Source organism: Roseiarcus sp. (assembly GCF_049514155.1).
Classification (GTDB): domain Bacteria; phylum Pseudomonadota; class Alphaproteobacteria; order Rhizobiales; family Beijerinckiaceae; genus Roseiarcus.
In genome coordinates this window covers 1-23,733 of sequence record NZ_JBEKVH010000045.1, presented here as the reverse complement: position 1 = coordinate 23,733, position 23,733 = coordinate 1, and the positions used below count along the sequence as shown (strand labels likewise).

General features: G+C 68.7%; 26 protein-coding genes. 18 read left to right on the top strand and 8 right to left on the bottom strand.

Translation table 11 applies throughout. The features are described 5' to 3' along the window. From ABSF49_RS08895 to ABSF49_RS08885, 3 genes are all read left to right on the top strand, one after another. Positions 1-900, top strand: a 900-nt coding sequence (locus tag ABSF49_RS08895; protein ID WP_424112286.1) for a circularly permuted type 2 ATP-grasp protein, incomplete at its 5' end; no start/stop codon positions are given. A gap of 4 nt (positions 901-904) precedes the next feature. Then, positions 905-1,867: an alpha-E domain-containing protein gene (locus ABSF49_RS08890; protein WP_424112285.1), complete on the top strand. Its 963-nt coding sequence runs from the start codon at positions 905-907 to the stop codon at positions 1,865-1,867. A gap of 38 nt (positions 1,868-1,905) precedes the next feature. Next, on the top strand, positions 1,906-2,724 hold the full coding sequence (locus ABSF49_RS08885) for a transglutaminase family protein (RefSeq protein ID WP_424112284.1): 819 nt from the start codon (positions 1,906-1,908) through the stop codon (positions 2,722-2,724). Between the two features lie 29 nt (positions 2,725-2,753). Here the strand turns inward: ABSF49_RS08885 and ABSF49_RS08880 are convergent, their stop codons facing one another. The 4 genes from ABSF49_RS08880 to ABSF49_RS08865 all read right to left on the bottom strand — a co-directional run bounded on the left by ABSF49_RS08880 (position 2,754) and on the right by ABSF49_RS08865 (position 5,870). Continuing rightward, on the bottom strand, positions 2,754-3,092 hold the full coding sequence (locus ABSF49_RS08880; RefSeq protein ID WP_424112283.1) for an Arm DNA-binding domain-containing protein: 339 nt from the start codon (positions 3,090-3,092) through the stop codon (positions 2,754-2,756). Positions 3,093-3,235: 143 nt separating this feature from the next. Further along, on the bottom strand, positions 3,236-4,090 hold the full coding sequence (sseA, locus tag ABSF49_RS08875) for a 3-mercaptopyruvate sulfurtransferase (RefSeq protein ID WP_424112282.1): 855 nt from the start codon (positions 4,088-4,090) through the stop codon (positions 3,236-3,238). Between the two features lie 29 nt (positions 4,091-4,119). Further along, positions 4,120-4,842, bottom strand: a complete 723-nt coding sequence (locus ABSF49_RS08870; RefSeq protein WP_424112281.1) for an alanyl-tRNA editing protein — start codon at positions 4,840-4,842, stop codon at positions 4,120-4,122. Further along, the gene (locus ABSF49_RS08865; protein ID WP_424112280.1) at positions 4,839-5,870 is read right to left on the bottom strand and encodes a cysteine synthase A; all 1,032 of its coding nucleotides are present in this window, start codon (positions 5,868-5,870) and stop codon (positions 4,839-4,841) included. The genes ABSF49_RS08870 and ABSF49_RS08865 overlap by 4 nt, the downstream gene beginning before the upstream one ends. Here ABSF49_RS08865 and ABSF49_RS08860 point away from each other — a divergent pair. The 3 genes from ABSF49_RS08860 to ABSF49_RS08850 are packed head-to-tail and all read left to right on the top strand — an operon-like array spanning position 5,761 to position 7,803. Then, complete coding sequence (locus ABSF49_RS08860) at positions 5,761-6,105, top strand: hypothetical protein (RefSeq protein WP_424112289.1); 345 nt, start codon at positions 5,761-5,763, stop codon at positions 6,103-6,105. The two genes, ABSF49_RS08865 and ABSF49_RS08860, sit on opposite strands and share 110 nt — an antisense overlap. Further along, positions 6,102-6,998, top strand: coding sequence for a DUF535 family protein (locus ABSF49_RS08855; RefSeq protein WP_424112279.1), 897 nt, complete (start codon positions 6,102-6,104; stop codon positions 6,996-6,998). The genes ABSF49_RS08860 and ABSF49_RS08855 overlap by 4 nt, the downstream gene beginning before the upstream one ends. Before the next feature lie 19 nt (positions 6,999-7,017). Next, positions 7,018-7,803, top strand: coding sequence for a YdcF family protein (locus ABSF49_RS08850; protein WP_424112278.1), 786 nt, complete (start codon positions 7,018-7,020; stop codon positions 7,801-7,803). A 3-nt stretch (positions 7,804-7,806) separates the two neighbouring features. Here the strand turns inward: ABSF49_RS08850 and ABSF49_RS08845 are convergent, their stop codons facing one another. Further along, on the bottom strand, positions 7,807-8,097 hold the full coding sequence (locus ABSF49_RS08845) for a DUF3253 domain-containing protein (RefSeq protein ID WP_424112277.1): 291 nt from the start codon (positions 8,095-8,097) through the stop codon (positions 7,807-7,809). 113 nt (positions 8,098-8,210) lie between these two features. Between ABSF49_RS08845 and ABSF49_RS08840 the strand changes: the two genes are divergently transcribed. Genes ABSF49_RS08840 through ABSF49_RS08830 form a run of 3 tightly spaced genes read left to right on the top strand, consistent with a single transcriptional unit; the run spans position 8,211 to position 11,459 of the window. Further along, on the top strand, positions 8,211-8,864 hold the full coding sequence (locus ABSF49_RS08840) for a glutathione S-transferase family protein (protein ID WP_424112288.1): 654 nt from the start codon (positions 8,211-8,213) through the stop codon (positions 8,862-8,864). Beyond that, on the top strand, positions 8,861-9,799 hold the full coding sequence (locus ABSF49_RS08835) for an ion channel (RefSeq protein WP_424112276.1): 939 nt from the start codon (positions 8,861-8,863) through the stop codon (positions 9,797-9,799). Before ABSF49_RS08840 ends, ABSF49_RS08835 begins: the two co-directional genes overlap by 4 nt. Before the next feature lie 52 nt (positions 9,800-9,851). Beyond that, positions 9,852-11,459: a carboxyl transferase domain-containing protein gene (locus ABSF49_RS08830; protein WP_424112275.1), complete on the top strand. Its 1,608-nt coding sequence runs from the start codon at positions 9,852-9,854 to the stop codon at positions 11,457-11,459. Here ABSF49_RS08830 and ABSF49_RS08825 read toward each other — a convergent pair. Next, positions 11,449-12,327: an NAD-dependent protein deacetylase gene (locus tag ABSF49_RS08825; RefSeq protein WP_424112274.1), complete on the bottom strand. Its 879-nt coding sequence runs from the start codon at positions 12,325-12,327 to the stop codon at positions 11,449-11,451. The genes ABSF49_RS08830 and ABSF49_RS08825 overlap by 11 nt on opposite strands. A 62-nt stretch (positions 12,328-12,389) precedes the next feature. Between ABSF49_RS08825 and ABSF49_RS08820 the strand changes: the two genes are divergently transcribed. The 3 genes from ABSF49_RS08820 (at position 12,390) to clpS (ABSF49_RS08810) (ending at position 15,665) form a co-directional block, all read left to right on the top strand. After that, positions 12,390-14,327 carry an ATP-binding protein gene (locus ABSF49_RS08820; RefSeq protein ID WP_424112273.1) on the top strand — a complete coding sequence of 646 codons (1,938 nt, stop codon included), beginning with the start codon at positions 12,390-12,392 and terminating at the stop codon, positions 14,325-14,327. A gap of 82 nt (positions 14,328-14,409) precedes the next feature. Further along, positions 14,410-15,291 carry an EAL domain-containing protein gene (locus ABSF49_RS08815; protein ID WP_424112272.1) on the top strand — a complete coding sequence of 294 codons (882 nt, stop codon included), beginning with the start codon at positions 14,410-14,412 and terminating at the stop codon, positions 15,289-15,291. A 68-nt stretch (positions 15,292-15,359) separates the two neighbouring features. Then, positions 15,360-15,665 carry an ATP-dependent Clp protease adapter ClpS gene (gene clpS, locus ABSF49_RS08810; protein WP_424112271.1) on the top strand — a complete coding sequence of 102 codons (306 nt, stop codon included), beginning with the start codon at positions 15,360-15,362 and terminating at the stop codon, positions 15,663-15,665. A gap of 28 nt (positions 15,666-15,693) precedes the next feature. Here clpS (ABSF49_RS08810) and ABSF49_RS08805 read toward each other — a convergent pair whose 3' ends face one another. Further along, a complete protein-coding gene (locus tag ABSF49_RS08805; RefSeq protein WP_424112270.1) occupies positions 15,694-16,761 on the bottom strand; it encodes a tetratricopeptide repeat protein in 1,068 nt (355 codons plus the stop codon). Positions 16,762-16,966: 205 nt separating this feature from the next. Between ABSF49_RS08805 and ABSF49_RS08800 the strand changes: the two genes are divergently transcribed. The 3 genes from ABSF49_RS08800 (at position 16,967) to ABSF49_RS08790 (ending at position 18,958) form a co-directional block, all read left to right on the top strand. Continuing rightward, complete coding sequence (locus tag ABSF49_RS08800) at positions 16,967-17,404, top strand: DUF1489 family protein (RefSeq protein WP_424112269.1); 438 nt, start codon at positions 16,967-16,969, stop codon at positions 17,402-17,404. A gap of 83 nt (positions 17,405-17,487) precedes the next feature. Further along, positions 17,488-18,198: a VWA domain-containing protein gene (locus ABSF49_RS08795; protein ID WP_424112268.1), complete on the top strand. Its 711-nt coding sequence runs from the start codon at positions 17,488-17,490 to the stop codon at positions 18,196-18,198. A gap of 43 nt (positions 18,199-18,241) precedes the next feature. Then, positions 18,242-18,958: a DnaJ domain-containing protein gene (locus tag ABSF49_RS08790; protein WP_424112267.1), complete on the top strand. Its 717-nt coding sequence runs from the start codon at positions 18,242-18,244 to the stop codon at positions 18,956-18,958. Between the two features lie 6 nt (positions 18,959-18,964). Here the strand turns inward: ABSF49_RS08790 and ABSF49_RS08785 are convergent, their stop codons facing one another. Further along, on the bottom strand, positions 18,965-20,554 hold the full coding sequence (locus ABSF49_RS08785; RefSeq protein ID WP_424112266.1) for a serine hydrolase: 1,590 nt from the start codon (positions 20,552-20,554) through the stop codon (positions 18,965-18,967). A gap of 379 nt (positions 20,555-20,933) precedes the next feature. Here ABSF49_RS08785 and ABSF49_RS08780 point away from each other — a divergent pair, with 379 nt between their 5' ends. The 3 genes from ABSF49_RS08780 to ABSF49_RS08770 form a co-directional block, all read left to right on the top strand. Next, the gene (locus ABSF49_RS08780) at positions 20,934-21,272 is read left to right on the top strand and encodes a phasin family protein (protein WP_424112265.1); all 339 of its coding nucleotides are present in this window, start codon (positions 20,934-20,936) and stop codon (positions 21,270-21,272) included. Positions 21,273-21,639: 367 nt separating this feature from the next. Beyond that, complete coding sequence (gene clpS, locus ABSF49_RS08775; protein ID WP_424112287.1) at positions 21,640-21,978, top strand: ATP-dependent Clp protease adapter ClpS; 339 nt, start codon at positions 21,640-21,642, stop codon at positions 21,976-21,978. Positions 21,979-21,988: 10 nt separating this feature from the next. Continuing rightward, on the top strand, positions 21,989-23,733 hold a 1,745-nt coding region (locus ABSF49_RS08770; RefSeq protein ID WP_424112264.1), incomplete at its 3' end, for an AAA family ATPase.

The following is a 23,733-nucleotide window of genomic DNA, read 5'->3' as shown; positions in this document are numbered from 1 at the left end:
CTGATGCCCGACCTGTTCGCCCGCCACCGCGTCGCCCCGGTCGACGACTACCCCGACCAGTTGCTCGCCTGCCTGCGTTCGGCGACGCCGCGCCCTGGCGCGGAGGCGACGATCGTCCTGCTGACCCCTGGCGCGTTCAATTCCGCCTACTACGAACACTCGTTTCTCGCCGACAAGCTCGGCGTCGAGCTGGTCGAGGGGCGCGACCTGTTCGTCGACGAGGATGTCGTCTACATGCGCACGACCCTCGGCCCGAAGCGGGTCGACGTGATCTATCGTCGGGTGGACGACGAATTCCTCGATCCGCTGGCGTTCAATCCCGAATCGCTGCTCGGGGTGCCGGGCCTGCTCGGCGCCTATTTGGCAGGCAATGTGACGCTTGCCAATGCAATCGGCACCGGCGTCGCCGACGACAAGGCGATCTACAGCTACGTGCCCGACCTGGTGCGCTTCTATCTCGGCGAGGAACCGATCCTGCAAAACGTGCCGACTTACCGCTGCCGCGAGCCCGATGCGCTCAAATTCGTACTCGAACGGCTCGACCAGCTGGTCGTCAAGGAAGTCAACGGTTCAGGCGGCTATGGCATGCTGGTCGGCCCCCACGCGACCGTCGCCCAGCGCGAGTTGTTCGCCGGCAAGCTGAAAGCGGACCCGGCCAATTACATCGCCCAGCCGACGCTGGCGCTGTCGACCTGCCCGGCTTCGTTCGAGAGCGGGGTATCGCCCCGCCACGTCGACCTCAGACCGTTCGTGCTGACCGGAACCGACGGCGTTCGCATCGTGCCGGGCGGCCTCACCCGGGTCGCGCTGACGCAAGGCTCGCTGGTGGTCAATTCGAGCCAGGGCGGCGGCACCAAGGACACTTGGGTGGTCGACGACGATTCCGGCGCGGAAGGTTGACCCCATGCTCGCCCGCACCGCCGACAACCTGTTTTGGCTCGCCCGCCAGATGGAGCGCGCCGACTTCACCGCTCGCATGATCGAGGCCACGCTCAGGCTCGAATACCTGCCCCGCTCCGGCGTCGAAGACCCCGCCATCGAATGGGAGGGGACGCTCAACGCGGTCGGCGCCTACGAAGCCTATATTGTCGAGCGCGAGCGCATCGACGAAGCGAGCGCGATCGACTTCCTCACTTTCGATCGCGGAAATCCGTCCTCGATCTGCAACTGCCTCGAGAACGCGCGCGCCAACGGCCGCGCGGTGCGCACCGCGCTCACCGTCGAGACCTGGACGGCGATCAACGACGCTTGGCTCGAGCTCAAGCGCTTCGAGGCCAGGCGCCGGCCGGGCAAGGATCTCGACCGCGAGGCGCTGACCCGCTTCCTCGACTACGTCAAGAAGGCGTCGCTCGACTTCGACGGCTCCTGCTACCGCACGATGTTGCGCAACGACGCCTATTGGTTCAACCGCCTCGGCGTGTTCGTCGAGCGCGCCGACAACACGGCGCGGCTGCTCGACGTAAAGTACCATCTGCTGCTGCCGTCCAACGAGGCGGTCGGCGGCTCGCTCGACTATTTCCAGTGGGTGGCGATCCTGCGCGCGGTCTCGGCGGCGACGGCCTATCACTGGGTCTATCGCGATCGGGTCAAGCCGTGGCTGATCGCCGACCTGCTCATCCTCAAGCCGGCGATGCCGCGCTCGCTGATCGCCTGCTACGTCGGCATCGACTCGTCCCTGGACTCGCTGGCGCGCGAGGACGGACGTTCCGGACTGGCGCAACGCAAGGCGCGCACGACGCTGGCCGCGCTGGAGCGCGCCGGCATGGACGATATCTTTCAGAGCGGCCTGCACGAATTCATCACCGACTTCATCGAGGACAACTCCCGCCTCGCCGACACGATCTCCGAGCAGTACCTGTTTGTCTGATCGCGCCAGGACGGCGGCGAAGCCAAGTCAACCCAAGCATGCGCATCTTCATCGATCATCAGACAACCTACGCCTTTTCTCCGCCGGCGCGCGCGTTGGTGCAGAACCTGCGACTGACGCCGCGCAGCTTCGATTCCCAATACGTATTGCGCTGGCGACTGTCGGTCGACGTCGACGGGGCGCTGCGGCGCTGCGAGGATTCGCTCGGCAACGTCGTGCACGCTTTCTCCCATCCGAACCATCTCGAGCGCTTCACCGTCTCGGCGGTCGGCGAGGTCGAGACCGGCGACGCCGTCGGGGTCGTGCGCGGCGCGGTCGAGCCGCTGCCGACCGCGATGTTCCTGCGCGCGAGCCCGCTCGCCCAAGCCAATGGCGCGCTGCGCGACTTCGCCGCCGACGCCGTCGGCTCGACGGCAGATCGGCTCGAGCGATTGCATCGGCTGATGGCGGCGGTGCACGCGGCGATGGCCTACAAGCCCTCAGAGCACGAGACGCGGGGCGGGGCGGCGGAAGCGTTTGCGCTCAGGCGCGGCGACGCGCGCGAATTCGCCCATGTCTTTATCGCTTGCGCGCGCGGACTCGAAATTCCCGCCCGGTTCGTCAGCGGCTATCTCGCCGATGACGCGCCGCCGCCCGAGGGCTTGTTCGCCTGGGCCGAGGCCGAGGCGCCCGGCCTCGGTTGGATCGCCTTCGATCCGGTTCACAAGCTCTGCGCCGACGCGCGCTATGTCAGAGTCGCCGTCGGGTTCGACGGCCTCGGCGCGGCGCCGTTCCGCCTCGGCCATTCCAGCGGCGCCGAGGCGCAGGTGCACGCCCAGGTCCGCATTGAGCAAGCCTCCGGCCAGGTCCAGAACTGACCCTTCCGGGACGATCGCGATCGTGCGCCTCAGTCGAACCAGGCGTCGACCGGCGGCGCGCCCGCCGCCTCGACCGGCTTGCCGCTCTGGCGCGCCGCCTTGCGTTCGAGCGCCGGGTCGCGGCCGTTGGCGACGTCGGCCATGATCTTGCGCACGGCTTCGCGCGCGTCATCGAGCGAGATCGCCGAGCAGGAGCCAAGCGGGATACGTCGGCGGACGCCGGCGCGCGTGTACTGGGCGAGATAGGTCTTTCTTCCGCTCGAGGTGACGCGGACGCCGAGACCTGCCTGCTTGTCGTCGAAGACCATCTTGTCGCGGCGTCCTTCCGGACAGCGCAAAGAATCGAGAAATTCTACGGTCAGCCGCATGACGCCTCCCTGTATCCGCCTGGGCGGACGCTTCAAGGTCGTTCACCCCCCATGCCATTGATAACCGGTGGTCCGCAGAACCGAACTAAGAAATGTTTTAATTTCCATCGCCGTTTCGGCGATGTCGGCCTGCGGGCGTCGCGTCAGGACGTCGTCGCCGGGCCGGTCGCGACCGGACAATCGGCGCGCGCGCCCCATTCGGACCAGGACCCGTCGTAGAGTCCGGCGACTTGGCCGCCCGCCTCCTCGACCGCCAGGGCTAGGACGGCGGCGGTGACGCCCGAGCCGCAGGTCGTGACGACGGGCTTGGAGAGATCAAGCCCGCGGGCGGCGAAGGCCTGATTGAGCGCCGCGCCGCGCTTGAGCCGGCCGTGCTCGACGATCTCGACGAACGGCAGGTTGAGGCTGCCGGGGATGTGGCCGCTGCGAACGCCCGGCCGCGGCTCGGGCGCGCGGCCTTCGAAGCGGTCGGCCGGCCGCGCATCGACAACCTGGGCCGAGCCCGCCGCCAGCGTCCGCCGCACGTCGTCGAGCGAGGCGACGAAGGCGCGGTTGAGGCGCGGCGTGAAGGAACGCGGGCGCGGATGCGCGTCGCCGGATTCGATCGGGCGGCCTTCGCGCCGCCATTGCGGCAGGCCGCCGTCGAGAATCGCGACGTCCTCGGCGCCGAAAGCGCGCAGGGTCCACCACACCCGCGCAGCGGCGAACAGGCCGGGGGAATCGTAGACGACGAAGCGCATGCCGTCGCCCAAGCCCAGCGTCGTCATCTCGTCGGCGAACTTCGTCTCGTCGGGCAGCATGTGCGGCAGACCGGTCGACGTGTCGGCGATCGCGTCGATGTCGAAGAATACCGCGCCGGGGATGTGGGCAAGGCGAAACTCCTCCGAACCCACGCGTCCGGTCGGCGGCAGGTGCCACGACCCGTCGACGATTCCGAGCTCCGGTTCGCCGAGACGGGCGGCCAGCCAATCGCAAGTGACGAAATTCTCGCGGGTCATGAGCAGAGGCTCCTTCAGCGAAATGCGCTTTAAACGCCCGCGGCCTCAAGGGCGATGCGCACACGTCGGTTGATCCGGCCTTTTTTCTCGACGCCGACGACGATCGCGCGGCCGATCTCGCCGGTGCGCGCGACATGGGTGCCGCCGCAGGGCTGGAGGTCGTGGCCGACGATCTCGACCAGCCGCACGCGACCAGCCCCGGTCGGCGGCTTGACCGACATCGTCTTGACCAGGCCTGGATTGGCGTCGAGCTCCTCGTCGCTGATCCAGCGCGTGCGCACCTCGGCGTCGGCGGCGATCAGGGCATTGAGGCGCGCTTCGACGTCGCTCTTGTCGACGACCGCGTCGCCCGAATCGAAATCGAGCCGCCCATCGCCGTCCCCGACCGCGCCGCCGGTGACCGGGTAGGGCAGGACGACGCTGAGCAGGTGCAGGGCGGTGTGGGCGCGCATGCGCTTGTAGCGCGTCTCCCAGTCGAGGCGCGCGACGACGCTTTCGCCGACCGCGGGCAGCCGCGCGCCCGGCGCGGGCGCGTGGAGGATCGTCAGCCGGTCGGCGCCGTAGACCGTGTCGAGGATCTCGATCTCGGTCCCGTCGGCGAGGGCCAATTTTCCACCGTCGCCGGGCTGGCCGCCGCCGCGCGGATAGAACACGGTCGCGTCGAGCGCGACGCCCGTCGGCGAGGCGGCGAGCACGCGCGCTTCGGCCTCGCGCCGGTAGGGCTCGTCACGGAAAAGGAGGCGGGTCGTCACAGAAAGGCCTGCGGGATGACGGCGCGGCGGGTGAGCCAGTTCGGCACCGGCAGATTCTTCTCGCGCAGAAAGGCCGGGTTGAACAGCTTGGAGGCGTAGCGGGCCCCCGAATCACACAGCATGGTCACGATCGTGCGGCCGGGACCAAGCTCGCGCGCCAGCCGAATCGCCCCGGCGATGTTGATCCCCGACGAGCCGCCGAGCAGCAATCCTTCCTGTTCGACGAGGTCGAAGATGAGGCGCAGCGCCTCGTCGTCGGGAATGCGATAAGCGAAGTCGACCGGCGCAGCCTCGAGATTGGCGGTGACGCGCGATTGGCCGATGCCCTCGGTGACCGAAGAGCCTTCGCTCTCGAGCACGCCGCGGGTGTAATAGGCGTAGAGCGACGCGCCATAGGGGTCGGCCAGCGCGATCTTGACCCGCTTGTCGCGCTCTTTGAGCGCCATGGCGACCCCTGCCAGCGTGCCGCCGGTGCCGACCGCGCTGACGAAGCCGTCGATGCGCCCCTGGGTCTGCTCCCAGATCTCCGAGCCGGTGGTTTCGTAATGGCCACGGCGGTTGGCGACGTTGTCGAACTGGTTGGCCCATACCGCACCATGCGGTTCCGTTTTGGCAAGCATTTCAGCGAGTCGCCCCGAATACCTAACGTAGTTGTTCGGGTTGGAGTAGGGCGCCGCCGGCACTTCGATCAACTCGGCCCCGACCATCCGCAGCATGTCTTTCTTTTCCTGCGCCTGGGTGTCGGGGATGACGATCACGCTGCGGAACCCGAGCGCCGCAGCGACCATGCCGATGCCAATGCCGGTGTTGCCGGCGGTGCCTTCGACGATGACCCCTCCTGGCCGCAGCATCCCGCGCGCCATCGCGTCGCGCACGATCGCGAGGGCGGCGCGGTCTTTGACCGAGCCGCCGGGGTTCATGAACTCAGCCTTGCCGAGGATCGTGCAGCCCGTCGCCGCCGAGGCGGCCCGCAACTTGATGAGCGGCGTATTTCCGATGGATTCAATGACGGTCGGGCTGAAAGACATGCTCACCTCGTCGCGGCGGGCGGGCACGCTAGGCGAAGCCGCGGGCGCGAACAAGACGGCGCGATCGCTGCAGCGGCGCCTTCGTTACATCGGCCACGATGCGGCCGTTATTCTCGGTTTTGTTCGCCGCCGCCGCGACAGCCCGGACGTAAGCAAAACCTTCACTTCGATCGGCGATCGTTTGGCCACAACCTTTTTGAGGACCGGCTTCGCCGCCGCGCCAAATCTGCCTTGACGAACTACGCTCCCGCTTTTGTCGCGCCGGGTTCGCCTTCGCCGGCCGCGCGTCGCGACAAGGCGATGCGGCTCTATCTGCTGCGGTCGCTGCTGTCGCCGATCGTGTCGACGCGTTGGGCGCGCTTCATCCGCCGCTACCACAGCGCGTTCGAGGCGGGGTCGCCCCCGGCGCGGGTGCTCCTCAAGCCGGTGCGCAGCTATATCCACCTCAGGCTCGGACCGGAGGGGCGGCTGGACGTCCTGCGCGGGCACTACCACCTGTTTCGCCAGCTCTTTTCGCGCGAGTGCGTGCGGCGCGTCTGCGCCGGCGAGCCGATCTTCATCGCCGACCTCGCGGCGCGAAAGGGGAGCGTCTACCACCTGGCGATCGCCGCCTCCACCCGCGTTTCGATGCAGCGCGAGGGGGAGCTGGCGATCTTTCTCGTCAAACGCGGCCACGAGGAGCCGGTTAGCCGCCTGTCGCTCGCGTTCGCCCGTGTCGACGGCGAGCTTGCCGTGCTCATCGGCGGGCTGCAGGGGCCGCGGGTCGGCCACAAGCGCGATGTGATAGACGCCACCCGCGAGCTTCACGGCCTGCGGCCGAAGGATGCGACCCTGCTTGCCGCCCGCGCGTTCGCCAAGGCGGTCGGAGCGACGGCCGTTCACGCCATCGCCAATCGTCACCACGTGCTTGAGCGCCAGCGCGACGCCTCGAAGCATGCGGATTACGACGCCTATTGGCGCGAGCGCGGCGCGGCGCCCGGCGGGCCGCTCGGCTTCGTCTTCCCGCCGCTCGGCGAAGTCGCCGCCGAAGGCGGCGGCCGCGCCGCGGTCAAGGCGGCGATCGTCACGGCGACGCGGCGCTTCGTGATCGCCCACTCGCAAGCCGCCCACGCCCACGCGCTTCGCTGAATCGGGAGGGCGGCCCCAGATGTTCTTCATCGCTTCGAAGGCGCTGTGGTTCTTCGCCGCGCCCAGCGCGCTGCTCATGCTCGGCGCGCTGATTGGCGCCGCCTTCTCGGCGCGCCGCGGCGGTCAGCTCCTGGCGCTCGGCTGTCTCGCCGTTCTGCTGGTTATCGGCGCCGCGCCCACGGGCGCGCTTTTGATTGCGCCGTTGGAGAACCGCTTCCCCGCGCCGCCCGGCAGCCTGCCGCCGCCCTACGGCGTCGTCGTGCTCGGCGGCGCCATCGACGACGAGATCACCCGCGCGCGCGGTCAGACGACCTTCGATGAAGGCGCGGAGCGCCTGACCGAGGCGGCGATCCTCGCCCGTCGCTACCCCTCGGCGCGGATCGTCTACTCCGGCGGCAGCAATTCCCTGCTCGGTCGTCCGTCGAGCGAGGCGGAAGACGCCCGCCGCCTGCTCGTCGCGATGGGCGTCGACCCGCAGCGCATCACGCTCGAATCGCGCTCGCGCAACACTGACGAGAACGCGCGCTTCACGGCGGCGATCGTCCACCCCGAATCTGACCAGACTTGGCTGGTCGTCACGTCCGCCTATCACATGCCGCGGGCGATGGGACTGTTCCGCAAGTCGGGTTTCGCAGCGATCGCCGATCCGGTCGACTATCGCACTGAGGGCGGACGCAGCGATTGGCGCTTGAACGTCAGTCTGCCGCGCGGCCTGGCGCTATTCGACCTCGCCGCCCACGAGTGGGTCGGCTTGCTCGCCTACCGCCTTACCGGCCGCATCGACTCCTGGTTTCCTGGCCCGTGAGGTCTACTCGACCCTCGGCGCGCCGAGACGGTAGACACCGCGGAAGTCGCGGGGATCGGCGGGCTTGCCCTTGCGAAAGATGACGAGCCGGCCGGCCTCGGCGAGCCGGACAGCGGCTGCGCGCACCCCCGGCAGATGGCCGCGCCAGGCAAGCGCGTCCTCGCCGCGCGCGGCGGCGTAGCCCTGAGCGGCGTCGGTCGGATTGATCGACTGGCCGGGACCCGCCTCGGCGCAGAGCGCGAGAATGACCTCTTCGAGGCTTGGCGAATCGGGGCGGGCGGCGGCGCTGGTCATCGCCGGCCTCATGCGGCCGGGGCCGGGCGCGGTCAAGCGCCGCCTGCCGCGCCCTTGACAGCCCGCAGCGGCCCGCCGCAGGAACAAGCAGCGTGAAGGAGAGGGGCGCGCCGATGCCGTTGAAGCTGATCGTCGCCAACAAGGCCTATTCGTCGTGGTCGCTCAGGGCGTGGATTCTGCTCGCGCATTTCAAGATCCCGTTCGAGGAGACGGTGATCCCGCTCGACCTGCCCGAGACGCGGTCCCTGATCCTCGAGCATTCGCCGAGCGGCAAATGCCCAGCGCTGATCGACGGGCCGATCACCGTGTGGGAGTCGCTGGCGATCGTGGAATATGTCGCCGAGACTTTTCCTGAGAAGGCGATCTGGCCGCGCGGCAGGGTGGCGCGGGCGCACGCGCGCGCGCTCGCCGCTGAGATGCACGCCGGCTTCCAGGCCTTGCGCCAACATTGCCCGACGAATTTCCGTCGTCGGGTGCGTAGAATCGCGCTGACCGAGGCGGTCCAAGCCGATGTCGCGCGGATCGAAGCGGCCTGGGCGTTTGCGCGCAAGACGTTCGGTAAGGCCGGCCCGTTCCTGTTCGGCCGCTTCAGCGCCGCCGACGCGATGTACGCCCCGGTCGTCAGCCGCTTCCATGTCTACGACGTCCCGGTTTCGCGCGGAACGCGCGACTACATGTCGGCGGTGATGGCGCTGCCGGCGTGGAAGGCCTGGATCGCCGACGCCGAGGCGGAAGAATGGCGCATCGAAAAATACGACGCGATTTGACTCGTGCGCTCGTGTGGCTGACGCGCCGCTGGCGCGGGCCGCGCACGCGCGTGCGCAACATCGGCGGCGGACGCATCATCGCGGAGGGCCTCGAGCACGGCCTGTGGAAGGATTTCTACCACAATTCGATGACGGCGAGCTGGCCGGCGTTCTTCGCCACGATCGCCGGCGCCTTTGTGGCGCTCAACTTTGCGTTCGCCAGTTTCTACGCGCTCGGCGACGACCCGATCGCCAATGCGAAGTCCGGCAGCTTCTACGACCTGTTCTTCTTCAGCGTCGAGACGAGTTCGACCGTCGGCTACGGCGACATGCATCCGCAGACCTTCTACGGCCACGTCGTCGCGACCGTCGAAGGGTTCATCGCCGTCGTGCTGATCGCGCTGATGACCGGGCTCACCTTCGCCCGGTTCTCGCGGCCGCGGGCGCAGCTGATCTTTGCCCGAAATCCGGTTGTCGCCGATCATGACGGACAGCCAACCTTGATCTTTCGCGTCGCCAACGCGCGCAACGCGTTCATCTCGGAGGCGACCGCGAAGCTCTGGATGCTGGGCGCAACCGTGTCGAGGGAAGGCCGGCGCTTCGTCGGCTTCCAGCCGTTGCGTCTGGCGAAGAGCGAGAACCCGGCGCTGGCGTTGAGCTGGACGCTCTTTCACCCGATCGACGCCGACAGTCCGCTCTCCGGCTTCGCGATGGACGAACTCGTGGCCAGCAATCTCAATTTCGTTCTCGTCATCACCGGCTACGACGACACCTCGGCCCAGACGGTGCACACGCGTCATACGTTCGCAGCCCGCGACCTGCGCCCCGGCCACGAATTCGTCGACATTCACAGCCTCGACGAGAACGGCACGCGTCGCGTCAACTACGCGCGCATCCACGACACCCGGCCGGTTCGCCAAGCTGCGCCCGTCGCTGCGCCGGTCGCGTCGTCATGACCCGCGCCGCCGTCGCGCCTCGAGCCAACGCCATTTGTGGAGAACTTCCGTCATGGTGGTGATCGCCAGCGCGCCGCGGTCCGATCCGGCCGCCGACGCCGCCAACCGCGCCGCCTGGCGCGCCCTCATCGGCGAACTCGCCGACCGCCGCGCCGCCGCTGCTGGAGGCGGCTCGGCCAAGGCGCGCGAGCGCCACCTTTCGCGCGGCAAGCTCGCCGCACGCGATCGCGTGGCGAGGCTCATCGATCCCGGCTCGCCGTTCCTCGAGATCGGCGCGCTCGCCGCCTTCGGCATGTACGAGGGCGACGTGCACGGCGCCGGCATGGTGGCGGGGATCGGCCGCATCCAGGGGCGCGAGGCGATGATCGTCGCCAACGATCCGACCATCAAGGGCGGCGCCTATTATCCGATGACGGTCAAGAAGCATCTGCGCGCGCAGGAGATTGCCGAAGAGAACCGTCTGCCCTGCGTCTATCTCGTCGATTCCGGGGGCGCCAACCTGCCGCATCAGGCCGAGGTCTTCCCCGACCGCGACCACTTCGGCCGCATCTTCTTCAACCAGGCGCGCATGTCGGCGCAGGGGATCGCCCAGATCGCGGTGGTGCTCGGCTCCTGCACCGCCGGCGGCGCCTATGTTCCGGCGATGGCCGACGAGACGATCATCGTCGAGAACCAGGGAACGATCTTCCTTGGCGGTCCGCCGCTGGTCAAAGCCGCGACCGGCGAGACCGTCTCGGCCGAGGAACTCGGCGGCGGCGATCTGCACACGCGGGTCTCCGGCGTCGCCGACACGCTGGCGCGCGACGACGCGCAGGCGCTCGCGCTGGCGCGCCGCGCCGTCGCCAATCTCAACCGGCCGCCGAAAGCGGCTTACGACATCGTCGCCGCGCGCGAACCGATCTATCCGGTCGACGAGCTCGACGCGATCGTCCCGGTCGACCTGCGCAAACAATACGACGTGCGCGAGTTCATCGCCCGGCTGGTCGACGGCTCCGAGTTCGACGAGTTCAAGGCGCGCTACGGAACGACGCTGGTGACAGGGTTTGCGCGGCTCTCCGGCATGCTGATCGGCGTCGTCGCCAACAACGGCGTGCTGTTTTCCGAGAGCGCGCTTAAAGGGGCGCATTTCGTCCAGTTGTGCGCGCAACGCGGGATTCCGCTGCTATTCCTGCAAAACGTCTCGGGCTTCATGGTCGGGCGGAAATACGAGGCGGGCGGCATCGCCAAGGACGGCGCGAAGCTGGTCACCGCCGTCGCCTGCGCCGCCGTGCCGAAGATCACGCTCATCGTCGGCGGCTCGTTCGGCGCCGGCAATTACGGCATGTGCGGCCGCGCCTACGGCCCGCGCTTCCTGTTCGCCTGGCCGAACGCGCGCATCAGCGTGATGGGCGGCGAGCAGGCGGCGAGCGTGCTGGCGACGATCAAGCGCGACGGGCTCGAGGCGCGGGGCGAGAGCTGGCCGGCCGACGAAGAAGAGGCGTTCAAAGCGCCGATCCGCGCCCGTTACGACAGCGAAGGCTCGCCCTACTTCGCCACCGCGCGGCTGTGGGACGACGGCGTCGTCGCGCCCGGCGAGACGCGGCGCGTGCTGAGCCTCGCCTTCTCCGCTTGCCTCAACGCGCCGATCAAGCCGACGCGGTTCGGCGTGTTCAGGATGTGAGGCGCGCTTCCTTGCCCGAAGGCGGCAGGAGAAAGGCGAGCGCCGCGTCGCAGCTCGCCTCGACCTTCAGCGCCAGCAGGGGATCGGCGCGCGTGCGGCCGAGGTTGATCGCGGCGGCGGGCTTGCCGGCGCGGACGGCCATCTCGACGAAACGGAAGCCGGAATAGACCATCAGCGACGAGCCGACGATCAGCATCGCGTCCGCCTCCTCGAGATGGCGCGTCGCCGCCTCGACACGCGGCCGCGGCACGTTCTCGCCGAAGAACACGACGTCGGGCTTGAGCATGCCGCCGCAGCGCGCGCACGCGGGGACGGCGAAGTCGGAGAAGTCGACGCCGTCCAGTTCAGCGTCGCCGTCGGGCGCAACGGCGGCGTCGTGCGCGAGCCACTGTGGGTTGAGCCGCGCCAGCTCGTTCTGCAAGTCCTGGCGCGGCGAGACCCATCCGCAGCCCATGCAGCGGACGCGGTCGAGGCGACCGTGGAGGTCGATCACCGCTTCGCTGCCGGCGGCCTGATGCAGGCGGTCGACATTCTGGGTCAGCAGGATTTCGCTTTTGCCCTTCGCCTCGAGCCGCGCCAAGGCGCGATGGGCGTCGTTCGGCCTAGCGCAGTCGACGCGTCGCCAGCCGATCAGGCTGCGCGCCCAATAGCGCCGGCGGGTCGCCTCCTGGCCGATGAAGGCCTGGAAGGTGACCGGCGGCGCGCGCTTCCAGCCGCCGTCGGCGTCGCGATAGTCGGGAATGCCCGAGTTCACGCTGCAGCCGGCGCCGGTTAGGACGAACAGCCGCCGATGCCGATCGACGAATTCCTCAAGGGGGGTAGGCGCCGCCATGCGACCAAGGTAGTTGCGCGAAGCGGGTCCCGCCATAGGCGTCGCCGCTGGCCATCTCGGCGCCGGCCGCTGTAACCTCGCCCCGGCTGGGGACCGCCATGTTCGCCAACGTGCTTATCGCCAATCGCGGCGAGATCGCCTGCCGCGTCGTCCGCACGGCGCGGCGGCTCGGCATGCGCACGATCGCGCTGGCGACGCCGGCCGACCGCGGCGCGTTGCACACGCGCCTCGCCGACGAGGCGCACGAGATCGGCGCCGGCGCGGAGGGTTATCTTGACGGCGAGGCGATCGTCGCGCTGGCGCAGCGGGTCGGGGCCGCATGCGTCCATCCGGGTTACGGATTCCTGTCCGAGAACGCCGATTTCGCCGAGCTGTGCGGCAAGGCCGGGCTCGTCTTCGTCGGGCCGTCGCCGGCGGCGATGCGGACGCTGGGTCTCAAGCACGCCGCCAAGGCGCTGATGGCCAAGCTCGGCGTTCCTGTCGCGCCCGGCTATTACGGCGACAACCAGAGCCCGAAATTCCTCAAGGAGAAAGCGTACGAGATCGGTTATCCGGTGCTGATCAAGGCGGTCGCCGGCGGCGGCGGGCGCGGGATGCGCCGGGTCGACGCCCATGTCGAGTTCGAATCGGCGCTGGAGGCGGCGGCGCGCGAGGCGGTCGGCGCGTTTGGCGATCCGCGGGTGCTGATCGAGAAATTCGTCGCCGCGGCGCGTCACATCGAAGTGCAGGTGTTCGGCGACCGTCACGGCGACGTCGTCCATCTGTTCGAGCGCGATTGCTCGCTGCAGCGCCGGCGTCAGAAAGTGGTCGAGGAGAGTCCCGCGCCCGGCCTGCCCGAGGCGACGCGTGAGGCGATGTGCGAAGCGGCCGTCGCCGCGGCGCGCGCGGTTGGTTACGTCGGCGCCGGCACGGTCGAGTTCCTCGTCGATGCGGCGCGCGGCCTCGGGCCGGACAGCTTCTATTTCCTCGAAATGAACGCGCGGCTGCAGGTCGAGCATCCGGTCACCGAAGCGATCACCGGCCTCGACCTGGTCGAGTGGCAATTTCGCGTCGCCGCCGGCGAAACGCTGCCGCTGGAGCAGAGTGAGATCCGCCGCACCGGCGCGGCGATCGAGGCGCGCCTCAACGCCGAAGATCCCGAGACCGGTTTCCTGCCGAGCCCTGGCCGCATCCTTGCGCTGCGGCTCGATGCGGGGCCTGCGCTGCGCGTCGACGCCGGCGTCGAGGCCGACGACGAAGTCACGCCGTTCTACGATTCGCTGATCGCCAAGCTGATCGTCCATGGTCCCAACCGCGCGTCGGCGCTCGACGGTCTGCGCGCCGCGCTCGGCGAGGCGGTGGTGGTCGGACCAAAGACCAATCTCGCTTTTCTCGACGCGCTGTTCGCCGACGCCGCCGTCGAGGCGGGCGGAGTCGACATCGGCTTCATCGACGCCAACGCGGCGCGTCTGGGCGCCGAGCCGCGACCGCCCGACCCGCGCGCGGTGCTAGCGGGCGCTGCGGCGCTGATCGCGCCGCCGCCGGACGCTGGGGCCGATCCTTGGAGCGTCGGCGACTCCTTCGAGTTGTCGGCCCCGCGGCGTGTCGGCTTCGAGGTCCTGGTCGACGGTCACGTCGAGCGGCTGGCGGCGATCGAATCTGACGGCGCGCGCGTGATCGCCTTCGCCGACGGCCGCTTCGCAGCCACGGAAGGCCCGCCGCCGCACGTGATCAGGATCGGCGACGCCGCCTACGCCCTCTGCGGCGGCAGGCAAGTCCGCGTCGAGCGCGTCGATCCGCTCGCCGGCGGCGCGGGCGGGCGCGAGGCGGAGACGGGCGAGATCGCCGCGCCGATGCACGGGCGGGTGATCGCGCTTTCGGTCGAGGAGGGCGACGTCGTCGTCGCCGGCCAACGGTTGGCGGTGGTCGAGGCGATGAAGATGGAGCACGCGCTTGTCGCGCCGCGCGCCGGCCGCGTCACGCGCCTCGCCGCCAAGCTCGGCGACCTGGTCGAACAGGGTCAGCGCCTGATGACGATCGCCGCCGGCGACGAATAGGCGAGATTCTGCGCAACCATTAACGGGTTGTATACGGCGCAATGCAACCATTGCGGGCATGTCTCCGACCCGCGAAGCCGCGATGCGCGCCTTTGAGCTGAAATCGCAAGCGTTCGACGCGCCGCCCGGCGGGGCCCCGTCGGCGGCTGACGGCGGGGGGATCGATGCGGCGCTGCGGCGGGCGTTGAGGGACGAGGAGCTGAGGCTCGATTTCCAGCCGCTGGTGGCAGTCGCGGGCGGCGCGACGACGGGATTCGAAGCGCTGTTGCGCTGGCGGCGGCCCGGCTACGGCGAACTCGCCGCGGGGCGCTTCGTCAGCGACGCGGAAGGCTCGCCCGCGTTCGACGACGTCGGCGCCTGGGCGCTGCTCGAGGCCGCGCGCGCGGCTGCGCTGTGGCCGGCTCGGTTGCGGGTCGCCGTCAACCTTTCTCCGGCGCAATTGAGATCGCCGAAGCTGGCCGGGACCGTCCGCAGCATTCTCGATCAAGGCCGCCTCGACCCCCGCCGCCTCGAGCTCGAAATCGTTCAATCCGCGCTCATTGACGACTTCGCCGCCGTCGCGACGACCCTCAACGCACTGCGCAGTTACGGCGTCACCGTCGCGCTCGACGATTTCGGCGGCGACGGCTCGTCGATGCAGGCGCTGGCGCGACTGCCGCTGGATCGACTCAAGATCGACCGCACCTTCATCGTCGAGGCGATGGTCAATCCGCGCTGCGCGGCTGTGATCCGCGCGGCGGCGCGAATCGCCAAGGAACTCGGGTTGGCGTTGACCGGCGAAGGTGTCGAGACTTGCGACCAATTCGAACTCTTGCGTTCGGCCGGCTGCGACGAGACGCAGGGCTATTTTCACAGCCGACCGCTGCCGGAAAGCGAACTCGCCGCCGCGTTCGAACGCAGCCCGGGCGGCTGCGACGGTCGCAGCGATTGCCGTCATTGTTCGCACTACGTCCGATCCCGCTGAGGCGAGCGTAGACGCTCGCGCTCGTGCGTGCGAAACTGCGCGCTGGCCCAAACGCAAGGAGCCGCGCGATGAGCGAGACCGTCGCCGTTCCCAAGGCCAAGACAGTCGCCAAGACCGAACGGCCGCGTCTGCACAAGGTGATCCTGTTCAACGATGACTACACGCCGCGCGATTTTGTTGTCACGGTGCTGAAGACCGAGTTCCGCCTCGGCGAAGGGCGCGCCCAGGCGGTGATGCTGACCGCGCATCGGCTCGGCGCCTGCGTCGTGGCGGTCTATGCGCGCGACGTCGCCGAGACCAAAGCGGCGCGCGCCACCGAGGCGGGCGCCGCCAAGGGCTATCCGCTGCGCTTCGATTGCGAGCCGGAGGAGTAAAGTTCGCCGTGGCGCTCGACGGCCTGCCTCAACCCAACGCCGGGCAAAGGCGCGGCGACGCGCCAGCCGGCGCGGGCAGGACGATCGGCAACGTCTTGAGTTCGGCGAATTCGCGCGGTCGCCAAGCGTCGACAAGGCGCTTGGCGGCGTCCATCTCGTCGCTGGTCATCTTCGGCTCGATCGCGCCGCGGATCTGCGAATTATCATGGAACGGACTGCGCGCGGCGAGACGGAACCAATAATCGGCCTGGACCAGATCGGCGGCGATCGCGACTCGGCCGTCGGTCTCGCCTTGCTCGAAGGTCAGACTGAGTTTCTCCTGTGCGCGCGGATTGTCGAGCAGGGCGGCGCGCATCAGCCAGCAATAACTCAGCGTCAGGTCCCGGTCGGTCGAAGTCCCGGGCGGGTTCATCGCCGCATAGCCGATCGACAACATCGCCTCCGAATCGCCCCGCCGCGCCGCCGCCTGCATCCAATTGAGGGACTGCACGCGATCCGTCGGCAACCCGGGCGCGCCGAGAAGATAGAGACGGGCGAGATCGGCGGCCGCGCCGGTCGCGCCGAGATCGAAGGCGCGGCGCATCAGCGCGACGCCGGCCGCCGGGTCCTGTTTGGCGCCGCGGCCGCGCACGATCATCGGCCCGAGCGCCCGCATCGCCTCGGCGTCGCCGGCGTCGACGCGCCTTTGCAACGCGGAGGCGATCTGGCGCTCGTCGACCGCGACGTTCTCGCCGTTGCGCAGCCGGTCGTTGACGTCGCGCGCCGCGCCGGGCTCGCCGTGTTCGGCGGCGCGCGCCATCCAGGCGATTCCGGCCGCGCGATCGCTCGGCACGCCGTCGCCGGTCAGCAGCGTCAGCGCGAGGCCGTATTCCGCGTCCGAGCGTCCAGCGAGCGCGCCCTTCATATCGTCGAGCGCGTCGCTCGAAATCGGACACAACGGCCTGACGAGGCAGACAAGCGACAGGGTCTGATAGGTCGCGTCGAGATGTTCCGGGGAATCGTCGCCGACGAGGGCATTGCTGTCGTGCGCGACGATCCACAGGAGCCCGGCAATCAGCGCGGCGACGAACGCCGCAATCGCGCGCGCCCAACTCATTGCGTCCCTCCGCAATCCGCTTCTCGTTCTCGACAATACGGTCTGTTCGGCGCACAAAGCCAATCTCGGCGCCGGACGCGACTCTGCGGCCGAGGGTGAGGATAGCGGCGTAACGTCGTGCCAAACCTGACGTTTCCCTATGTCAACGCAGGGCGGCGCCGGCGCGGCGCTTCGCGCGCGGTGGTCGATTTGCGATAAGGCGGCGATGACGCTGCATCTGATCAAACTCTGCGTCGGCGCGGATTCGATCGCCGACCTCGAAGAGTGGATCGCCGACCGTATGGCGGAACGACGCCGGCGCGGCGAGCTCCAGCGCCACGCCCATGTCACCCGCATGACGCCAAAGCGCGCCGAGGCGCTGGTCGATGGCGGCTCGCTGTATTGGGTGATCAAGGGACTGATCTCGGCGCGACAAAGGCTGCTCGAGGTCGAGCCATTCGTCGACGCGGCGGGGATCGGCCGCTGCCGGCTGTGGATGGAGCCGAAGGTTGTCGCCGTCGCGCCCAGGCCGATGCGCGCATTCCAAGGTTGGCGCTATTTCGCCGACAGGGACGCGCCGCCCGATCTGGAAGCGGCGGGGGCCGGGGCTGCCGCGATGCCCGAGGAGCTGCGTCGGACGCTGGGCGAGCTCGGCCTGCTCTAAGGGAGATGCGCGCCGGCCTTGCGGCCCGGCGCTCGACGACCGATCTTAAGGGGCGGCGCTTCAGGCGCTGGGAGAGTTTTCATATGGGCGAGCAGGATCGCGTCCTGCCGGCGCGCCGCGAGGGCGGCTCGGCGGTGGATGCCTTCGTCGAAGCGGCGAAGCGCGCGCCGGCGCCGATTTCGAGCGGACGCGGCCGGCTGATCTTCGCGCTCGACGCGACCATGAGCCGGCAACCGACCTGGGACATGGCGCAGGCGCTGCAGGGCCGCATGTTCGAGGCGGCGGCGCGCCTGGGCGGTCTCGACGTCCAGCTCGCCTATTTTCGTGGGATGGGCGAGTGCCGCGTGACCAACTTCGTCTCCGGCGGCGCCGGGCTCGCAGAGCTGATGAGCCAAATTTCGGTGCAAGGCGGGACGACTCAATTGCGTCGCGTGCTTGCCCACGCGCGCGACGAAGCGCGCCGGGCGCGGGTCGGCGCCCTGGTGTTCGTCGGCGACGCGATGGAGGAGGGCGTCGATCCGCTGCTGGCGACCGCCGCCGAGCTGGCGCTGGTCGGGGTCAAGGCGTTCATGTTCCAGGAGGGCGCAGATCCCGTCGCGCGCCGCGCCTTCAAGGAGATCGCCCGCCTGACCGGCGGCGCTTACGAGGCCTTCAACGCCGGCGCCGCGGCGCGGCTCGAGGCGCTGCTGAGCGCGGCGGCCGTCTACGCGGCGGGCGGCCGGACGGCGCTGGCGGCGCAGGCGGACCGCGACGGCTGCGCCCGCGCGCTGCTGGAACAGATGCGCGAAGCGTGACAAGAGACGCGGCGATCCGCCGCCTCGGGAACCGATTTCGCTTATGCCGACACTGATCGCCGGAGTTCTCGCCCTCTATCTGCTGCTGTTGGGCATCCGCAGATTCGCGCGGCTGAGCCCGGCTTCCGTCGCGGCGACGGTGCGCAACGGCGGCGCGGTGGCGGTTTTCGCCATCGCGGCGTTCCTGCTGCTACGCGGCAACTTCGCCGGCGCGGCGACGCTCGCCGCCGTCGCGACGAGCCTCGGATTGTTCGGTCGGGGGGGGCGGCTCGCCTCGGTCTTCGGCGCCGCCGGCTTCGGGCCGCGGCGAGGTCGGGTCGCGACGGCGCGTTCGGCGACGATCGAGATGCGGCTCGACCAGGACACCGGAGCGGTGACCGGCACGGTGCTCGCCGGCCCACAGCAGGGACGCGATCTCGATTTGCTGACGCGCGGCGAGTGCCTGGCGCTCTATGAGGATTGCCGCCGCGACGACCCGGAAGGGGCGCGTCTACTGGAAACGTATCTCGACCGCCGGTTTGCCGGTTGGCGTCAGGCAGACGAGGGTCAGAGCGAGGAGCGGCGGCGGGGCGACCGCGGCGGGGCGATGACGCGCGACCAAGCGTATCAGATCCTGGGCTTGGCGCAGGGCGCGAGCGCCGAGGAAATCATTCGCGCCCACCGGTCGCTGATGCAAAAGCTTCATCCAGACCATGGCGGACCGACCGCTTTGGCGGCGCAAGTCAACGAAGCCAAGGACGTCCTGCTGGGACACGGGTGACGCTCCTCAGTCGCGCGCTGCGAAACAGGCGAAGCCGCTCTTCTTCAGCGACCGGCAGGCGGTCTCGGCGCTCGCCGAGTCGAGGCCGGCGAAGCGGGCGCGGTAGAAGACGTCCTCTCCCTTGGCGACTTTCTCGGTGAACGGCCGCGCCTGAGCGAGTTGCCGATGGGTCTGGGCGCGCGCGCGGGCGAGCAGGTCGTTGGCCTTGGCGGCGTCGTCCGAGATGCCGACCTGGATGATCCAACCCCCATGATCGGTCGGCGCTGGCGCGGTCTCGGCGGCGATTGTGGTCGCCGTTTTGGCTTGGGGCGCCGGGGCGGCGGCGGGGGCGTCGTCGCGCGACGGTCCCTTCGCGACAGGATCGGGGCCCTTGACCCAACCGAGCTGCTGCGGCGTTGCGGCGACGACGGCGGTCGGCGCAGTCCGCGGCGCGGCGGCGACCGGCGCGACGGGCTTGGCGGCGGGCGCGACGGCGGCGGGCTTCGTCGCGACTGGCGCAACGACGGGTTTCGCCGTCGCGACAGCGGGCGTGGGCGGCGCTTCTTCCGCGGAATCCTCGTCGCCTTCCTCGATCACGCCGGCGGCGGAACGAGCGGGCGGCGCCGAAATGGCGCCGGGAGGGACGGCGAGGCTGGCGAGCTTGATCGGCGGGGCGGGCGGCGCCGCAGCCTCGGCGATCATCGGCGCGGTGTGGCCGCGATCGGAAGCCTGAGCGAAGTGATCGCGGATCAAGCCTTCCATGTAGACGTCACGCGCCGCGGCGGTGCGGCCGCCAAGCACGACTGCGACCAGCGAGCGGCCGTCACGATGGACCGAGGTCAGAAGGTTGAAGCCGGAAGCGCGGGTGTAGCCGGTCTTGATGCCGTCGACGCCGTCGACGCGACCGAGCAGGTGATTGTGATTGCCGATGATCTCGCCGCCGTACGCGAACTCGTGGGTCGAGAAGTACTTGAAGTAGCGCGGGAAGCGCTCCTCGGTGGCGCGCGCGAGAATGGTCAGGTCGCGCGCGGTGGTGATCTGCTCGTCGTTGGGCAGGCCGGAGGCGTTGCGGTAGAGGGTGCGCGACATGCCGAGCGCATGCGCCTTGCGCGTCATCATGTCGGCGAAATGCGGCTCGTCGCCGCCGATCGCTTCGGCGATCGCCACGGCGACGTCGTTGGCCGAGCGGGTGACGATCGCCTTGATGGCGTCGTCGACGGAAATCGTGTCGCCTGGCTCGAGCCCGAGCTTCGAGGGCTCCTGCGCAGCGGCGTGCTCGGAGATCGGAAGCTCCGTCTGCAAGGTCATCGCGCCTTTGTCGAGCTGTTCGAACAGCAGGTAGAGCGTCATCACCTTGGTCAGCGACGCGGGATGGCGCGGCTCGTTCTCATTGGCGGCGTAAAGCGTGCGACCGGCGTTGGCGTCGACGACGAGCGCCGCGAAGGCTGGGTCGGCCGGCGCGGGGGCGCGCGCGGCGTAATGAACGGCGTGGCGGTAGTGACGCCAATATCGCGCCTCGGCGGGGGTCGAGGTCAGGCTCAGCAGCGCAAGCGCCGCGCAAGCCGCCGAGGCGATGGTGAGGAGGGGGAAAGAGGAAGACCGAGAGCCACGCAACACCATGGACGCCCTGTTGAACTGACGCGGCGCAACAGCCGCGACAGACGGACTGTTGCGCGGCGAATACGCTTCGAAAGGCTATGCGGGCGCGGTTACGGCGGCGTTAACGCGCCGACCCGGTTTTGCCGACTTTGTGCAGCAAAGCTTTGATCGGACAGGCGAAGCGAGGGGCGGGCGGGGCGTCACGAAACGCGACGAACTTGCTTAAGCGATTGATAAAATTCGCTCCAGGCCGCGGGGAACAAGGCCTGCGGCCTTTTGTTGCACCGCAACATTCTTCTTGACAGTTCATTGTGCAGTGCACATGTTGCGAGCCATCGACGCCGTCGCTTCGCGGCGTCCGCATCTGCCGCCGCAACGAAGCGCACGAGGTTCCGCCATGACCACCCCGACGTTCGAAGAGTTCCAGAAGTTCAGCAAACAGCATCTCGACGCCGTCAATACGGCCGCCGCGAGCGTCGCCAAGGGTCTGCAGGAGATTGCCGCGGAGTCGTCCGACTATTCGAAGAAGGCGTTCGCCTCCAGTTCGGCGACGGTGGAGAAGCTGCTCGGCGCGAAGTCGGTCGAGACGGCGGTGCAGATCCAGACCGACTACGCGAAATCGATCTACGAGGGCTTCGTCGCACAGGCGAACAAGATCAACGAAATTTACATCAAGCTGGCGACCGAAGCGTTCAAGCCGGTCGAGGCTGCGTTCACCAAGCTTCAGGTCAAATGACGCAAGCGAACGGCGGCGCGCGAAGCGCGGCCGCGTAACTGTTCTCACATGTCAGGGTCGGCGTCGCGCCGGCCCTTTTTTTGTTGCGCGCCTCTGATCGAAATTCGTACTTGCGCGCCGGTTGCAAATTGGCGAACCTTGTTTGTGTCGCTTCGCCTCTGGCGCCCGAAGTGTGCGGCGCCTAGATGTGAATCGTGGGGAATCGCGGCGAACCCCCGAAATGTCGCGGCCACGCCGCCTGTGAGGTTTGTCGAGGTCGAACTTGATCGCCGATCCGCATCCGTTGGTCAGTCGGTTCCGGGCCGGAATTGCGCGACTCGCGCGCATCTTCTCGGTTTCGCGCGCCGCTCCGACGCACCGGCCGGCGATCGAAGCGGCGCGCGAGCCTCGGCGCGCCCCGGAAGTGCCTGGCGTCGGCGCCGCCGTCATCACGCGCACCCGCGCGCAGACGCGGCGGCCGAATATGTACCGCGTGTTGCTGCTCAACGACGACTATACGCCGATGGAGTTCGTCATCGCCATTCTTCAAGCGTTCTTCAACAAGACCCCGGAAGAGGCGACCCAGATCATGCTCCACGTGCACAACAACGGCGTCGGCGAGTGCGGCGTCTACACCTACGAGGTCGCCGAGACGAAGGTCGCGCAGGTGATGGACCACGCGCGCAAGAATCAGCATCCTCTGCAATGCATCATGGAAAAGAAATGAAAGGCGTCTGATGCCGGTATTCTCCCGCGCGCTCGAAAAGACCCTTCGCAAGGCGCTGGCGCTCGCCAACGAACGTCGCCACGAATATGCGACGCTCGAACATCTGCTGTTGGCCCTGATCGACGATCCCGACGCCGCGGCGGTGCTGCGCGCCTGCAACGTCGATCTCGACCAGCTGCGCAAGAACGTCATCCAATATCTCGACACCGATCTCGACAACTTGATCGTCGAAACGATCGACGAGGCGAAGGCGACTGCAGGCTTTCAGCGCGTCGTGCAGCGCGCGGCGATCCACGTCCAGTCGTCGGGCCGCGAGGAAGTGACGGGCGCCAACGTGCTGGTGGCGATCTTCGCCGAGCGCGAGAGCCACGCCGCCTACTTCCTGCAAGAGCAGGACATGACCCGCTACGATGCGGTCAATTACATCAGCCATGGCATCGCCAAGCGGGCCGGTCTCTCAGACCCGTCGCGGACCCCGCGCGGCGTCGACGAAGATGCGGACGCGCGCGAGTCGAAGGAGGCCAAGGACGGCTCCGAGGGCAAGAAGAAGGAAGGCGCGCTCGACGCCTATTGCGTCAATCTCAATCGCAAGGCGCGCGACGGTCGCATCGATCCGCTGATTGGCCGCGAGGCCGAGGTCCAGCGCACCATCCAGGTGCTGTGCCGGCGGCAGAAGAACAACCCGCTGCTGGTCGGCGATCCCGGCGTCGGCAAGACGGCGATCGCCGAAGGCCTCGCGCGCAAGATCGTCGGCGGCGAGGTGCCGGAAGTGCTCGCCGGCGCGACCGTGTTCGCCCTCGACATGGGCGCGTTGCTCGCCGGCACGCGCTATCGCGGCGATTTCGAAGAGCGCCTGAAGCAGGTGATGAAGGAGATCGAGCAACACAAGGACGCGATCTTGTTCATCGACGAGATTCACACCGTCATCGGCGCCGGCGCGACTTCGGGTGGGGCGATGGACGCCTCCAACCTGCTCAAGCCGGCCCTGGCGCAAGGGTCGCTGCGCTGCATCGGCTCGACCACTTACAAGGAATACCGCCAGTATTTCGAGAAGGACCGCGCGCTGGTGCGCCGTTTCCAGAAGATCGACGTGCACGAGCCGAGCGTTCCCGACACGGTGGAGATCCTCAAGGGTCTCAAGCCCTATTTCGAGGAGTTCCACAAGGTTCGCTACACCCAGGAGGCGGTGAAGGCGGCGGTCGAACTGTCGGCGCGCTACATCCACGACCGCAAGCTGCCTGACAAGGCGATCGACGTCATCGACGAGACCGGCGCCTCGCAGATGCTGGTCGCCGAGGCCAAGCGCAAGAAAGTCATCGGCATCAAGGAAATTGAGGCGACGATCGCCTCGATGGCGCGCATCCCGCCGAAGTCCGTCTCAAAGGACGACGCCGAGGTGCTGCAACATCTCGACGCGACGCTGAAGCGCGTCGTCTACGGTCAGGACGCTGCGCTCGGCGCGCTCGCTTCGGCGATCAAGCTCGCGCGCGCCGGCCTGCGCGATCCCGAGAAGCCGATCGGCTGCTATCTGTTCTCCGGCCCGACCGGCGTCGGCAAGACGGAAGCCGCGCGGCAGCTCGCCTCCAGCCTCGGCCTCGAGCTCACTCGCTTCGACATGTCGGAGTATATGGAGCGCCACACCGTTTCGCGGCTGATCGGCGCGCCGCCCGGCTATGTCGGCTTCGACCAGGGCGGCCTGCTGACCGACGCGATCGACCAGCACCCGCATTCGGTGCTGCTGCTCGACGAGATCGA

Coding starts and splice junctions, on each gene's coding strand:
- ABSF49_RS08780 (WP_424112265.1), top strand. CDS start 20,934: ATGACCACCCCGACGTTCGAAGAGTTCCAGAAGTTCAGCAAACAGCAT.
- ABSF49_RS08825 (WP_424112274.1), bottom strand. CDS start 12,327: ATGGCGGGACCCGCTTCGCGCAACTACCTTGGTCGCATGGCGGCGCCT.
- ABSF49_RS08865 (WP_424112280.1), bottom strand. CDS start 5,870: ATGTCTTTCAGCCCGACCGTCATTGAATCCATCGGAAATACGCCGCTC.
- ABSF49_RS08890 (WP_424112285.1), top strand. CDS start 905: ATGCTCGCCCGCACCGCCGACAACCTGTTTTGGCTCGCCCGCCAGATG.
- ABSF49_RS08860 (WP_424112289.1), top strand. CDS start 5,761: ATGAACTCAGCCTTGCCGAGGATCGTGCAGCCCGTCGCCGCCGAGGCG.
- ABSF49_RS08830 (WP_424112275.1), top strand. CDS start 9,852: ATGGTGGTGATCGCCAGCGCGCCGCGGTCCGATCCGGCCGCCGACGCC.
- ABSF49_RS08795 (WP_424112268.1), top strand. CDS start 17,488: ATGGGCGAGCAGGATCGCGTCCTGCCGGCGCGCCGCGAGGGCGGCTCG.
- ABSF49_RS08885 (WP_424112284.1), top strand. CDS start 1,906: ATGCGCATCTTCATCGATCATCAGACAACCTACGCCTTTTCTCCGCCG.
- ABSF49_RS08840 (WP_424112288.1), top strand. CDS start 8,211: ATGCCGTTGAAGCTGATCGTCGCCAACAAGGCCTATTCGTCGTGGTCG.
- ABSF49_RS08880 (WP_424112283.1), bottom strand. CDS start 3,092: ATGCGGCTGACCGTAGAATTTCTCGATTCTTTGCGCTGTCCGGAAGGA.
- ABSF49_RS08845 (WP_424112277.1), bottom strand. CDS start 8,097: ATGACCAGCGCCGCCGCCCGCCCCGATTCGCCAAGCCTCGAAGAGGTC.
- ABSF49_RS08820 (WP_424112273.1), top strand. CDS start 12,390: ATGTTCGCCAACGTGCTTATCGCCAATCGCGGCGAGATCGCCTGCCGC.
- sseA (WP_424112282.1), bottom strand. CDS start 4,090: ATGACCCGCGAGAATTTCGTCACTTGCGATTGGCTGGCCGCCCGTCTC.
- ABSF49_RS08805 (WP_424112270.1), bottom strand. CDS start 16,761: ATGAGTTGGGCGCGCGCGATTGCGGCGTTCGTCGCCGCGCTGATTGCC.
- ABSF49_RS08800 (WP_424112269.1), top strand. CDS start 16,967: ATGACGCTGCATCTGATCAAACTCTGCGTCGGCGCGGATTCGATCGCC.
- ABSF49_RS08790 (WP_424112267.1), top strand. CDS start 18,242: ATGCCGACACTGATCGCCGGAGTTCTCGCCCTCTATCTGCTGCTGTTG.
- ABSF49_RS08850 (WP_424112278.1), top strand. CDS start 7,018: ATGTTCTTCATCGCTTCGAAGGCGCTGTGGTTCTTCGCCGCGCCCAGC.
- clpS (WP_424112271.1), top strand. CDS start 15,360: ATGAGCGAGACCGTCGCCGTTCCCAAGGCCAAGACAGTCGCCAAGACC.
- ABSF49_RS08815 (WP_424112272.1), top strand. CDS start 14,410: ATGCGCGCCTTTGAGCTGAAATCGCAAGCGTTCGACGCGCCGCCCGGC.